The organism is Bacillus sp. TH19 (assembly GCF_016651075.1).
Taxonomy (GTDB): Bacteria; Bacillota; Bacilli; order Bacillales; family Bacillaceae_G; genus Bacillus_A; species Bacillus_A mycoides.
The window spans coordinates 1,529,597-1,545,505 of the sequence record NZ_JAEKEO010000010.1 but is presented as its reverse complement, the minus strand read 5'-3'; the positions used below and the strand labels follow the sequence as shown (position 1 = coordinate 1,545,505).

General features: G+C 33.0%; 3 protein-coding genes. All 3 read right to left on the bottom strand.

The window, feature by feature from the left end; all coding sequences use genetic code 11:
- Positions 1–499: 499 nt before the first annotated feature.
- Genes JFU54_RS25540 through JFU54_RS25535 form a run of 3 tightly spaced genes read right to left on the bottom strand, consistent with a single transcriptional unit; the run spans position 500 to position 15,889 of the window.
- Positions 500–11,395: a non-ribosomal peptide synthetase gene (locus JFU54_RS25540; RefSeq protein WP_242489450.1), complete on the bottom strand. Its 10,896-nt coding sequence runs from the start codon at positions 11,393–11,395 to the stop codon at positions 500–502.
- Entirely contained in the window at positions 11,353–12,738 is a 1,386-nt protein-coding gene (locus JFU54_RS29905; RefSeq protein WP_242489449.1) for a condensation domain-containing protein, read from the bottom strand. The genes JFU54_RS25540 and JFU54_RS29905 overlap by 43 nt, the downstream gene beginning before the upstream one ends.
- Positions 12,722–15,889 (bottom strand): cyclic peptide export ABC transporter, encoded by a 3,168-nt coding sequence (locus JFU54_RS25535; RefSeq protein ID WP_201066868.1) that lies wholly within the window; start codon positions 15,887–15,889, stop codon positions 12,722–12,724. Before JFU54_RS25535 ends, JFU54_RS29905 begins: the two co-directional genes overlap by 17 nt.
- Between the last annotated feature and the right edge of the window lie 20 nt (positions 15,890–15,909).

Here is a 15,909-nt window from a genome sequence, read left to right as displayed (position 1 = left end):
TCCTAAGAAGAAAAGTTCTCGTGAATCATTTGTGAAGAAAATGTGAAATACATAAATAAAAAGGTGTTACGTTATTACGTAACACCTTTTTATTTATAAATCGTGCCATTGGAGAAGGTATAGTATTCGTTGGTGTAAGTAATTCAATTCTATCACCATCCAGCTACTTCTCCTTCCACACCTAGCACCTCACTTACGTAACGCTCTATTACTGTTCCTTACCAAACCTTTTCGTAAAAACGTATAACTATCTAGATCATGAACTACGATACCGCTATCCTAAACAAAATGAAACACTTCTTTAAGTCTCTCCATGATAGAGAACTCCCTTTATATCGCCACTTCTATATCATCGTTTTAATTATAATTAAAAGCTAACCTTTTCTATACAATATATCCTTTTATTTATTATAGATATTTAAAGAATGCATTTATATGAAACGGCTATTCCTAAAGTATCATATTAGGAATAGCCTCAATAACCAATATCTTATCTATCTTAAAAATTAAATTTGACATTTTCAATTTCTGTATTCTCGATTACTAACCCTTCAATCTCAATATTTTCTAATTTTATTTCTTTATTTGAACTAATCGTGTCTAAGATACCTAAAAAATTCTCCGCTAATTTTTTTATAGTTTCCATTCTATACAAACTACTCGCATATTCAAATTCAAAAAACAACTCTTTTTTTCCTTTTTCTACAAATAAGGTTAAATCAAATTTCGAAATTTTATTTCTATATTGAACAGGCGTCATTTTCAAATTCCCCATTATACTTTCATTGATTTGAGATTCTTGAAAAGCTAACATTGTAGAAAATATAGGGTTTCTCCCTAAGTCTCTCTTAATTTTTAACTTATCAATAATCATATCAAACTGGTAATCTTGATTATCATACGCTTTAATTAACTGTTCTTTAATCTCTGACAAAAATTCCGTAAAGTTTTTTTTCTCAATAGGGAAACTTCTAATTGCAATAGTATTTGCAAACATACCAATGATATTTTTCAAATCAGAATGTGTCCGCCCTAAAATAGGCATTCCTACAATTATATCGTGCTGCGAGGAACATTTTGATAACAAAATACTATAAGCTGCAGACAAAATCATGTACAATGTCGTATCTGTTTCTAAACATAAATTGTCTAAACGTTGCTTTAATTCATTTCCTCCTTCAAAAATAAAACTATTTCCTTCAAAGCTTTGTATAATTGGTCTAGGAAAATCCGTAGGCATATCTAATACTGGAAGATCCCCTGAAAGTACATCTAACCAATATTTTTCTTGTATACTTGCAGCACTTGTCTTTAAAAACTCATTCTGCCAATAAACGAATTCTTTATATTGAATAGGGTTTTCCTGTAACAGTTTTCCTTGATATAATTCTGATAACTCCTGCAGTAAAATATTGACTGAATATCCATCTGAAATCAAATGGTGCATATCTGTTAAGAGCACATGTTTATGACTACTTAAGCGAATGATCTTAACTCTTACTAAAGGGGCTTTACTTAAGTCGAACGGTTCAATAAATTCATCAATTATATTTTCCAGTTCGACATTCAGCTTACTTGATGGATTAGAACATAAATGTTCATCTAAAACAGAATAACTAATTTCTATATCCACTTCTCCCTGAATTCGTTGTTTGGGCACACCATCTACTACTTCAATAGATGTTTGAAATGCCTCATGTCTCTTTACAATCTCACAAAAAGCTTTTTCCAATTTATCCAGATTGATTTCACCTTCTAGTAAGGTTGCTCTTGGCATATTGTAACTAGTTCCAATCCCTTCCATCTGTTGTAGTGTATATATCCTTTTCTGAGCTGAAGAAAGGTCGTAATATTCGCACTTTTCCACAGGTTGTAATGACACATACTTACTTTCAGATCTTTTCTTTATATGCTTACTTATACCTCTTACTGTTGGTGCTTTAAACGCTTCTCTTAACGATATATCTACACTAAACTTTTTGTGAATTTCTGCCATTAAAAGCATTAACGACAATGAGTTTCCACCCATTTCAAAAAACGAGTCATTCATACTAATTTGCTTAACATTAAGAGTTTCTTCCCACATTTGTGCAACAGTTTTTTCAATTGGATCCTCAGGCAGTTCATAATTAGTTTTTATCAATAATTCATCCTTAATTTCTGGGAGTGCTTTAACATTTAGCTTACCATTTGAAGTCAAAGGAATTCTATCTAACTTAATAAAGATAGAGGGCATCATGTAGTAAGGAATCTTACTTGAAAGGTATTCCCTTATTCCCCACCCATTCTCATTCTCTTTCAACACAATATAAGCACATAGTATATTATTATTTTCTTTATCTTTTTTTGGAACAACAATTGCATCAAGTATCATATCGTGTTGCAACAGTACTGAATTTATTTCTTCTAACTCCACTCTATATCCTCGAATTTTTAATTGATTGTCAATTCTTCCGAGAAATTCTACTTCTTGATGGCATGTGAGCCTCCCTAAGTCTCCCGTTCTATAGAGTTTGATTTTTTCATGTCCCAAAGGTGAAACCGTAATAAACTTTTCGCTATTTAAATCAATTTGATTCAAATAACCTTCTGTCACTCCTACTCCCCCGATACAAATTTCACCAGCCATTCCAAGTGGAACAAGTTTTTGACCTCTATCCAAAATGAATATTTTCGTGTTATCTACTGGCTTTCCAATAACCGTTCCCTTGGATACAAGGTCAAAATCAGTAGCATTAAATTTGTGAAATAGAGCGCCAATAGTAGTTTCTGTAGGTCCATAGTGATTCATAATTACAGTTTGCGGATACACCCTATTAAACTTACTAATATCAGCCGACTTCACTTCTTCACCGCCCAATACGATTAACCTTAGCGCCATGCAATTCTCATAATCTTCAACCATACGATGGTTAACTAAATAATTAAATAGTGAAGGAGTCAGTTTTATATAACTTATCTTTTTCTCTTTCAAATATGTGATAAGGGTTTCTGGGAGCATATAATGTTCTTTTGGAACTAAATGTAACTCACCCCCATTTAATAAAGCTGTATACAAACTTGTATATCCTAAATCAAATGCAAAGGAAGATAATAGTAGTGTTTTATCCCTATACGTTATACTTGCTTCTCGTGTGAACCATGAAATATAATTTACCAAGCTTTGATTCTTAATCGGTACCCCTTTTGGGAGCCCAGTGGTACCAGATGTATAAATAATATATATTGGATTATCAACTGTACTTCTTTCCTCTATATTTGAAGGACATTCAAAAAATAAGCTCTTATCTTCCAATTCCATAACCTCACAAGTAAAATCATTAGAAGTTACTAAGTGAGACTGAGTCAAAAGAAGAATTGTATCACTGTCTTCAATCATGCTATTTATTCGTTCTAATGGAAACTCCGGATCAAGAGGTAAATAAATTGCCCCGCTTTTAATAATACTCCATAGTCCAATGATCATTTCAATAGAAGGCTCAGCTAATAAAGCGATTACTGTATCACTTCCTGCCCCCTTCTTAATCAAGTGTTTAGCTAATTGATTTGCTTTATCATTTAATTCCTTATAAGTTATTGTTCTCTGTCCAAACACTACAGCAGTACGATTCGGATGTTTTTCCACCAGTTCTTCAAATATACGTTTAATCGTTTTTTCTTCTGGATACAAAGTATCAGTATTATTAAAAACACCTATTCTATTTTTTTCTTTCATGGTTACTAGATCAATTTCCTCAATTGGAATAGTAATGTCCTCTATGATAGTATCAATAATTTTAACGAAATGTTCCGCCATTCGTTCTATCGTTTCTTTACGGAACAAACCTGTACTATATTCAAATATAAAACGAAGTTGTCCATCCTGCTCAGTTACTTTCAGCTCTAAATCAAATTTAGATGTACGATTCGTATACTCGTACGGTTTAATTTCAAAATCACCTATTTCCGCCCTTACTGCATCAACATTTTCAAAAGCAAACATCACATCAAACAGAGGATGACGATTCACATTTTTTCGCAATTGTAGCTTATCAACGAGCATCTCAAATGAATATTCCTGATGTTCGAGAGCTTGAAGTGTGTGGCTTGCAACTTCTTTCAAAAAATCCTCAAACCGTTTCTCTGAAGTAGGATAATTTCTGAGCGCAAGTGTATTAACAAACATACCTACCACATTTTCTAATTCAGAATTCAGTCTTCCTGCTACCGGGCTTCCAATTATAATGTCTTCTTGTCCGCTATATTTAAACAGTAGTATATTGAATGCCGAAAGTAATAATGAGTACAGAGTAGCTCCTTTTCGGCTTGAGATTTCATTTAATTTAGATGTATAATATGCATCCAAATTAAATTGAACTACATCACCTTCAAACATTGGCTCATCTAACCTTGGATAATCAGTTGGTAAATTGAGTAATGGTATTTCTTTTGAAAATATTTCAAGCCAGTACAGTTCTTTTAGTTTCCAGTTCCCGGATTCTATCATTTTGTTTTGCCAGTTTGAAAAATCTTTGTATTGAATTCTTACGTCTGGCAAATTATTTTTTTGATAAAGAGATGCAAACTCTCTAATTAAAATTCCCATTGATAAACCATCGGATATAATATGGTGCATATCATAAACAAGCAAATATTTCGATGATGGTAGCACCTCCACAATTGCTGCTCTGAACAAGGGCCCTTTCTCTAAATCAAATGGTCTAATAAATGTTTCAACAACACTCTCAAAATTTTGTTCATCTGCATACAAGTGTTGCATATTCCATTCAGGATTCTGATGGATTTTTTGAACTATTTTCCCTTGTACTTGTTTAAATGATGTTCGCAAGCTTTCATGGCGATTAATTAAAGCTTGCAATGCCTTTTCTATCTGTACTATATTAACTTCCCCTTCAAGAAATACTGCTCCGGTAATATTATAGTTTGTAGATGCACCATTCAATTGACTAACAATATACATACTTTTTTGTGCTGGAGAGACTTCATAATACTCCTGTGGTGGTGCTAGACGAATCGCTTCATATGTTTCTTTTTTCCCCATCATTTCTTCAATGATTACAGCCAATTCCTTAATAGTAGGAAATGTAAATATATTTCCTAGTGGAAGTTCAACTTCAAATTCCCTATGAATTTCAGAAACAAGTGTTATTGCTTTTAATGATTGTCCCCCAATTTCAAAGAAATGATGATTAATGCCTACACCATCAGTTCCCAGTATCTTTCTCCAAATACTTACAAGTTTTTGTTGTATCGTATTATAAGATTTTTGATACTCTTCATCAAACTGTACTTTAATCTCCATATTTTCTAGGGACTTCCGATCAATTTTTCCATTCGGACTGAGCGGAAGGCTTCCTAGTTGAATAAAATAAGAAGGAATCATATATTCAGGAAGTTTCTTCCGCAAAAAACCCCTTATACTGCATTGATTATTTGTACCATGTGAGGGGGAATCATAGAATGCAACAAGATACTTATCATTTGCTACTCCATTCTTCACGACAACTATAGAGTTTTTTATGTTATCACATTTGTTTAAAACAACTTCAATCTCTCCTATATCAATTCGATGCCCTCGTATTTTTGTTTGGTCATCCTTCCGCCCCAGAACCTCAATGTTACCATCGCAAAGTAATTTCCCCATATCTCCTGTTTTATAAAGCATTTTTCCATAATTATGATAATACGGATCTCGAATAAACTTATCCTTCGTCAACTTAGAATTGTTAATATAACCTCTAGCTAAAGGTATGCCACCTATGAATATTTCCCCCTTCACTCCAATCGGCAAAGGGTGCATGTTCTCATCAAGGATATAAATGCGCCTGTTAGCAAGTGGTTTTCCCACGGGAATAACTTTTAAGTCGGCACTTTTAGTTCTTTTTCCAGACACTTCATATAAAGTACTTGTCATCGCCGTTTCAGCAGGTCCATATGCATTTAACAAAATAATATCTTCTAAAGGTAACTGTTCCCACATCCCTACTTTCTCCGCTGGCATTTGTTCCCCACCAACTATGACGAGTCTGAGGTTACTATCTGGAATTATTTCTGGTCTTGTATACCATTCTTGTACAATTTCGCCCCAATAATTTGTAGGTAGATTAACAACTGAGAGTCCAAGTTCAACACATTTCTGAGAAAACTGATAAGGAGTCCATATATTCTTATCACGCAAAACAAGAGAACTTCCTGCAGCTAGTGTTGTAAAAATCTGTTCAAGTGAAATATCAAAACTTATCGAAGAAAACTGAAGAACACGATCCTCCGGTGTCAGCTCATAACGTTTGCAAATATCAATGGAGTGGCTTACAACTGCTTCATGAGACATCATTACACCTTTTGGTCGACCAGTAGAACCCGAAGTATAGATGATATATGCCAAATTCTGGGGTTCAATTCTAACACTCGGTTGGTTTTTTGGTTCTTCGAGCACTGAATCCCATTCTATATCAAGACAAACGGTATGCCCCTGATAATCTCTAATCTTCGACTGTAAATTATTTTGGGTGAGTAATATAGGTACTTGGGCATCTTTCAACATCAAATTTATTCTTTCGCCAGGATAATCCATATCTATAGGTAGAAAAGCTCCACCAGCTTTTAAAACAGCTAAAATTCCTACAATCATTTTAGGTGAACGTTCAACATACACTCCCACAGGTATTTCAGGCCCTACTCCTAATTTAATGAGCTTATGCGCTAACTGGTTTGAAAGTATATCTAATTCTGTGTAAGATAAACTTTCATTCCCCTGTATAACAGCAGGTTTGTTTAAATTTAATTTTACTTGATCAGTAAATAAATCCTGAAAACATTGATTCTTAGGATAATCCAATGAAGTAGAATTATTATCACTTAAAATATGTGTAAGTTCTTTTTCGGAAATCATTGAGATATTCTCTAACTTACCATCTTCGCTAACAAGCATTTCCCACAAAATATTGATTAAATGTGAAAGTATCTGATTTGCTTCTGTTTCATTTAAAAAGGAACTATTGAATAGTAGCTTCAATTGAAGCTTTGGTTGTAGATTACAATAAACAACCAAAGGATAATCCATTTGTTCATCTATACGTACTGATTTCACTTGTAATGAACCAATTCCGTCTTTCAATTTCACATCGAATGGATAGTTTTCAACAATTACAATACTCTCATACAAATCATATAAGGCAGAGCTTCTTGGCATATCAATCCAACTTCTTATATCAACGAGTGAGGTATATTCATATTGACGCATTTCAACCTGCTTCAGTTGTACATCTTTAAGCCATTTAATCAAATTTACATTTTTATTTATCTTTACCCTAAAAGGAAGAGTATTCATAAAGCAACCAATTATTGAATCCGAACCTTCTAACTCAGCCGGACGCCCTGATGAAGTTACCCCAAAAATAATATCTGTTTCTTGGGAGTAGCGATTTAAAAGAATTGCCCAAGCCCCCTGAATCATAGTATTTAGTGTAATCCGATTCTTTCTAGTAAAGTCTTGAATTATCTGCTGTTTGTCTTCAGATACTTCGTATACTACATCTCCAAAAGCAGATAACTGATTTGAATTTTTTGCAGGAAAAATATTATTGAATCGTATAGGTGTTTTAAATCCATCTAACTCGGTTCTCCAAAATTGTTCCGCTTTCTTCTTGTCTTGCCTACGTAACCAGTCGATATAATCTTTAAATGAATATACATGTCCAAATGTTATCTTTTCGTCAACACATAATGCTTCATAACACTGACCCAGTTCCTTAAAGAGGATGCTATTACACCAACCATCTAACTGAAGGTGATGATGCGTCCATACTACATCATAGGCATACTCTTCTTGCTTAATGACCAAAATTCTCATAAGTGGTGGTTTTGAAAGGTCGAATCCCTTCTTACGATCTTCCTCAATAAGTTGTTCTAACTTTTGCAATCCTTCAGATTTCGAAAAATTTGTCCAATCTAAAACTTGAAAAGGAATTTTTAAATCTTTATGAACAATCTGTACAGGTTCTTCTAGCCCTTCCCAATGATATGATGTTCTTAAACTTTCATGTCTATCTAAAAGTTTTTGCCAAGCCTTTTCAAATATCTCAATATCTAGTTTTGATTTTATTGAAAATATTGTTTGCTCCACAGTTACTGACGATTTTGGTGAATAGATATGATGAAAAACCATACTTTGTTGTACAGGTGAAAGCATGTATATATCTTCTATATTTTTATATACCTCAATCCATTCATCAATTTTCTTTTGATCTATGGAGACAAGTGGGAAATCTGAAGGCGTCAAATATGTACCTTCTTTTGTTTGACAGTGGTCAATTATATTCTTCAAATTGTTGACAAAGTCCTTTGCCAAGCCTTGGATGGTTTCAACCAAATGACTATTCGCACTATATTTCCATTCTACACATAATTTTTTATCAACGATCATACATTCAATTTCAAGCAAGTGACTTCTAATTCCATTCAAATCACGGGTTGGTCCTGTATTCACATCCGATATATTAAATAACTGCTGTTTTTTAATTGCTTGTTCGAACTGTCCTAAATAATTAAAACTTATTTGTGCCCTTTTCCTAGACGAAATTTGCCCTCGCATCTCTTTCTCTGCTAAGTAATATAAAATTTCATAACCAATTCCACCATTTGGTATAGCACGATACCGCTCTTTTACTTGCTTCAATATTTCTGCTATGCCCTTCTCTTTTTCAATGTCGCCCATAACAATAGGATATACACAAGTAAACCATCCTACAGTTCTTGAAGTGTCGTACTCTTTTAACAAAGGATTCCTACCATGGCCCTCCAAATCAACTAGTGTTTCACCACTCCAATTTGCTAATGTACTAGAAAGTGCGGAAAGCAGAATATCATCAATTCTCATTTTAAATAATTGATACGTGTCATGCAGTAAATACTTTGTTTCTTTCTCCGTCAACATAAAAGAAAGTGTACGAGCAGAGTTTTCATCATTTCTCCCCCCTTCCATGTCAATAGGTATAGTATTTACAGAAGAAGGGACATTGTTCTTCCAAAAAGCAAGTTCATCTTTTAATTGATTGGAATAAGCATATTCATAGAGATGCTCAGACCATTTTTTAAAAGAGAGGCCTTTCACTGGAAGTTGAACAGAGCCACTATTTGTAAGCTGTTCATATATCATCTGTAGAGTGTCCAGCATAAGTCGCCATGAATATCCATCTATTACAAGATGATGTACTGTTATAAACAACCTTCCTTTTTCCTGATCCCCAGAATCAAAATATGCAACTTTAATTAATGGCCCATCTGTAATGTTTAATTCATACTGCAATTTTGATAAAATTTCATGCATATGACTATTATTAAAATCATGTAATTCAAATAACACATTCTCATCGGACTCTGAATAAACTTGAATCCATTCTCCAGCCCTTTGATAATAACGGAGCCTAAAACTATCATGATAATTTGTAAGTATACGAAAACTTTCATGCAACAAAGTCGGATTTATACCTGCTCGTGTTTCCAATAGCACAGATTGATTCCAATGATGATAATTTTCCAAATCTTGCTCAAAAAACCACTTTTGAATCGGTGTAAGAAGCACTTCTCCAGTCTCAGGTTCTTCTATTTGATCTTCACTATAGCTTTCTTTAATATCTGCAATACAATCCGCCAGTTCTGCTATCGTTTGGTTCTCAAACATCTGACTCACGGTAATCTCTATACCCTTTTGAAGCGCTTTACCTACTATTTGAATACTTAAAATTGAGTCTCCTCCCAACTCGAAGAAGTTATCATGTATACCAATTTCCCCCTGATGTAGACCCAATACTGCAGACCATGCCTCTACTAGTTCTTCTTGAACTTTATTTTTTGGAGCAACGTAACCTTTATAAGTATGAATTTGAGGAGCTGGTAAGTTCCTTCGATCAAGCTTTCCTATGGAAGTTAAGGGCAGACTCTCTAGCTGAATATAGTATGACGGAAGCATATAATCTGGTAATTCTTTTGCTAAAAATCCCTTAAGTTCCTCCATGTTAACCTGAACATGGGAAACGATATATGCACAGATAACTTTTTTCCCATTATTAATTTCCCAATCAATTACAGCAACATCTTCAATGTAGTTCCTTTTTAATATTAAATTATGAATTTCTGAAAGTTCAATCCGATACCCTCTGATTTTCACCTGATGATCCTCTCTTCCAAGAAACTCGATTTCTCCGTTTGGAAGCCATCTTCCTAAGTCCCCTGTTTTATACATACGATCATTTGGATTAAAGGGATCATTCATAAACTTTTCATTTGTAAATTCTGGTAGATTCAAATACCCTCTTCCTACACCGTCTCCAGCAATATACAACTCACCAGGAACACCTATTGGACTAATATTTTTATCTTTATCTAATATATAACATCTAACATTTGAAATCGGCCGCCCTAAAGAGATGGTATTTTCTGAACATTCAATACTTAAAGCATCCACTGTCGTTTCTGCTGGACCATAATTATTATATAATTTATATCCTCTATCAATCAGTGCGTCTTTTAATGATTCTTCTAGTCTTTCTCCACCTGAAATAACTGTGTGTAAACTCTGCAATTTGCGATCATGACATAATAATTCTTTTAATACAGTCGGTATGAAATTAATAATATGAATTTCATGTTGATCAACATAATCACAAAAATGCTCCTTATTTAAAATTAAATTCTTTTCGGCTATATGTAATGTCGCTCCATAAAGTAATGTACCGAAAAAATCCTCAATACTCGGATCAAACACATAATTTGTTAGTTGCAATAGATTTGTTTTTTCCGTTATATTAAATGTTTTTCCAAACCACTGAACAAGATTAACAACATTTCGATTTTCTATCATTACACCTTTAGGTTTTCCTGTAGTACCTGAAGTATACAAAACCGTAAATAAATCATTCGGACTAAGGTTTACTTTTGGTAGAAGAGTCTCACCCGAAATTTTTCTACTATTATCCAATATAAAAATACAATCATTGTTGAATTTTCCAATTACATAGTCGTTTTTATTAATTACATCCTTACTGGTCAATATGAACTTTGTTTGACTATCCTGTATCATATACATTTTCCTTGACTCTGGATATTCTGGATCAATTGGCAAGTATGCAGCTCCGACTTTTAAAATAGCAATTATCCCTATTAGCATTTCAATTGATGGATCCGTCATGATTCCAATAATCTCACCCTTTTTCACTCCTTTTCTAAGCAGTTCATTTGATAAGTTATTGGATATGTCATTTAATTCTTCATAAGTCATAGTCCTATTTTTATATACAATCGCAACATTATCTGGGGTTTTCATCGCTTGTTGCTCAAACAACTGACTAATCGTCAACTGATGTGAATATGTTTTACGAGTATTATTAAATTCCAAAAGGATTTGTTTTTCTCTTCAATAGATACGATATCAATCTCTTCTATTTTTTTATGAGGATTTTTTATGACTGCTTCTGCAATTATAGTAAAATGCTGAGCTAAACGCTCAATTTTAGATAATTCATATAATTGTTCGTTGTAACTGAAACATATCTCAATATCTTTGTGCAAACTTATACTAATAGATAAGCCATAATTAGTCATTTCAAAGGTGGAATATGAGTTCAAAGCGATTCTATTTTTGTTTTTCAGTATCGTCTGATCTAAAGGGTAGTTTTCAAAAACAACAATAGTATCAAAAAGGTCGATTTCCGTATCCAATTCACTATATTTTTTTATATCTACTAAAGATGATGTCCCATACAATTCCCAATCCTGCAATGTCTTATTTAACTTTTTGATAAGTTCTATAGATGTTTCGCCAGAATCCTTTTTAACTCTTAATGGAACTGTATTTATAAATAGGCCTACCATTTCTTCAATCCCATTAAATGTTCCTGCTCTACCCGAAATAGTTGCGCCAAAAATAATGTCATCGATATTATGATTCTTTTGTAGCACAATTCCCCATAAACTATAAACAAGGGCGGCAAGAGTAACTTCATTTCCCTTCGCAAATCCTTCCAACTTATCCCTTGAAAATTGAATACGATACTGATGATCTTTTCGAATTGATTTATGTTTCTTTTTTGTTACTTCCAATCTATTTTGCGAGTTAAATCCTTTTAAATACTCTTGCCAAAATGCTTTCTGCCCTTCTTTATCCTGTTTTTGAATATATTTAATAAAATCTTTATATTTTTTTTTAGTAGGCAGATTGTAAGTTTCTGATTCACTAAGGCATCGATATGCGTTTAGGAATTCTTTTAAAATAATTCCATTACTCCAGCCATCATATATAATATGATGATTACTTATAATCATTTCATGTCTTTCTTCTGCTAATATGCACAAAGTAACCCTGAATGGTATTTCTCGAAGATTAAACTTTTTTTCACGATCTTTAACTTTTATCTCTTCTAGTAAAATATTTTTTTCACTTTCACTCTTGTGTGTAAGATCAATTATTTTAATATGAGGGGTATGTTCTTTCAATACTATTTGAACAGGAGTTTTCACTTTTTCCCAACGAAATAGTGTACGTAACTGCTCATTTGTTTGGACAACCGCGTCCCAAGCTTTCTTAAACAATCCTGCATCAACTCTACCTAAAATCCCCAAACATATCTGTTCAAAATACTCATCACTTTGAGGATTTTTTAAGTAGTGAAATAACAACCCTTCCTGTATTGGTGTTAAACCAAGAATATCTTCCAAATTTTGTTTATCCAATTTTATCATCATTGAGCTCCTCCTTGAGACAATCAAATGAATCTAAATAATTATGCTTCTTCATATTTTCTATAATTTCTCCTCTTTCCATCTTGATAACTTTATCCGCGATATGAAAATACCTATCATCATGAGTAATAGCAATGATAGCTTTTCCTTTTTCCTTTAATTCAGCCAATAGTTCTGTATAGAAAAAATGTCTAAATTCAGGGTCTTGATCTGCCGCCCATTCATCAAATAGATAAATAGATTTATCCTCTAAATAGCTAATTAATAGTGCTAGTCTTTTTCGTTGTCCTGTTGAAAGTTTAGTTGTACTAAATTCTCCATTTTGAATTTGTACTTTTTCATCGATGCGTAATATTTTCAAATATTTTTTTATTTCTTCTTCCTTTGAGCTATAGTCAATACCATAGACTTTTGTAAACAAATAAAAATCACTAAATATTGCGGAATATAGCTCTCTTAACTGTTCCTGATTTATTTCTTGATTGTTAACAAATATGTTTCCGCTATTTGCAGAATACAAACCTGTAATTAGTTTAGCAAGAGTTGATTTACCACTACCATTGCCACCGGTTATAAATACAACCTCTCCTGATTTAAGTTCAAAATTAATTGGCCCAACTTGAAAAGGTTCTCCATGTTCACTTTCGTATTGATATACTAGCTCTTTAATCTCCATGTTTATTTTACTTTGAGGTATCAAAGTACTGTTTACGTCTGTCTTATTAGTTTCGGTTTTTAAATACCTTGAAAAATCATTTATTCTCTTCCAACTAATTTTCATTTGAATCGCATTAGGGATAGTATTGAGTATACTATGTAGAGGTCCTGTCATATAAAGAAAAACAAAAACATAGCTTCTTAAAAACTCACTCTGTACCCCTTTAAATAAAAGCGGAAATAAAAATGTAACAGCCCCAATTACCATAACAAACAGCAATTCACCAATAATAAAAACATTAGCAAACTTAAGACCACCTTGAATCCGCTTATCCTTATAATCCTCACAGCTCTCTTGCATCCCTTGTCCAAACTCTTCTCGTTTTGACTTTCCTATGCTTAACTCTTTATAACCGCCAATGAGATCGTTTATATATCTAAAAAAAGTGTTTTGGATGTTTCTTGTTTGTTCCCAAAGATTATTAGCTGATTTTCCAGCTACATAATACATACCTGCTGCAACCAAAATAACTGCAATAGAAACAAGCAGTCCATAAACATTAATTACTCCCAAATAAACCAAACAACATAAAAGTGTAATTGAATCAGTCAAACCAGTAATTATGGTGGCAGCATAATTACTGATAGCTTCTGTATCATTATTTAAGGTGGTTTGAATTCTTTCTGACTCTATTTTTTCAATTTTTTCATAAGGATTTTTTAATATATCGTTAATTAACTGGGTCCTTTTTTCATAAATCAGATTATTTGTAATGGTAATCAACTGCGTCCGTACCAATTTTTGCGCTAATACATAAGTAATAATTCCTAGCAAAAAATATAAAAACAAACTATTGTTGCTTGAATAATTACTTCTAGTTAAAGCTTCATTAATAATAAAAATAATCATCGCATTTCCAAAACCACTGGTTACACTCAACACAAAAATCGGAAAAAAATTTTTCTTATTATGCAAAGGAAAAACAGTTATTAAAGATAAATATAGGCAGAACAGTACAATACTAATTAAAGTAGCCCATACCGCAAAACTCATACTGATAGGTAACCAAACATTAACAAAATCCCAAGAAAGTCTCCCGAAAAATACAAATGGAATTTTATAAAGGGCATACCCAGCTAAGAACGCAAACAGAAACGTTATAAAGGGAATACAAATACTTTTAAATTTATTTTTTTCCAACTTCCTTTTTTTCTTATACACCTGAATCATAACTATGAAAATGAAGTATAGAGTAATAATTGAAAAAGGAACCATAAACAAAAGTACAGTAACAGAAAAGGCATCAATACTCTTATACGTATCTTTACCGTTTGTCACCACACTCTCCCCCACAAGTGTGTCCATAATAACCTGGCCAATATTTTGAGTGTAATCGGAGTTCATGTTAGCCATCACCGCAACTCCTAACTTCTCTTGAGGGTGAAATACAACGAAAGAGGAGAAATTCGGATTACTTCCTGCATGCGATATTTCACCAGGACCATTTTGAAAAACTTGCCACCCTCCGGCATAAGAAGAGCCATCCTCAGATGGTGGAACTGATCTGTTTGGTATATGTGTACTATAAATTGCCTTTTGGTGATTATCACTTAGTCCATATATCCCAAGCTGCATACGAAGCCACTTTTCCATGTCTTCATTATTCGAGATAAAATAACCTGCGGGTGTATTTCCTCGATAAATAGGTGCATTAAACTCTATAGGCTTTAAAAAACCTATTTTATATCCCTTTGACATATCATATTTAGCGACATCTTTTCTAAACAAAAAAGTATTACCCATATTAAATTGGTTTAATATATTATTCTGAACGTATTGTTCAAAAGATTGATTGGTAACTTTTTGTATAACTAATCCTAGAATATCGTAGTTAATACTGGCATAATTGAATTGCTCTCCTGGATATGTCTCCAATTTTTGATTTAATATTTCTCTAACTGTATTTTCCAACGCATCATTGTCATTTGAGATAGGTATGTCCCCAATGGTATGAAAAGGGATCCCACTCGTATGATATAAAAGCTGTTCAAGAGTTATTTCAACATTTTTATTAAGTTGTTGTCCTTTATAATTACCTTCATATATCATTTGAAACCACTGCAAATATTTGCTAACAGGGTCCTTTAAATCAATTAACCCCTTTTGAACAAGTTGATATATTGCGAGAGCTGTAAACGCCTTACTATTCGAGCCGATTTCAAATAATGTTTTTTCCGTTACACGTTGCTTTGTCTCAAGATTTGAATAGCCAAAACTTTTTTTATATACAGCTTGATCACCTTTGACTACTATCACTGACATTCCAGGAATTTTGGCTTCTTGCATTTGTTTTTTTATAAGCGAGTCTAGTTGTTCTTTATCGTTTTCCGTAAACATTCTATCATTCTCTGCATTTGCTATTTGAATCCCAAATAGCATCTGTACATTTAATAATATTACAAGGGTAATCAAAACAATTTTTACTCTCATCATGATTGAATGACTCCTCTCTA

Excerpts from the sequence above, each read along its gene's own strand:
- JFU54_RS25535 (WP_201066868.1), bottom strand. The coding sequence starts at position 15,889 with ATGATGAGAGTAAAAATTGTTTTGATTACCCTTGTAATATTATTAAAT.
- JFU54_RS29905 (WP_242489449.1), bottom strand. The coding sequence starts at position 12,738 with ATGATAAAATTGGATAAACAAAATTTGGAAGATATTCTTGGTTTAACA.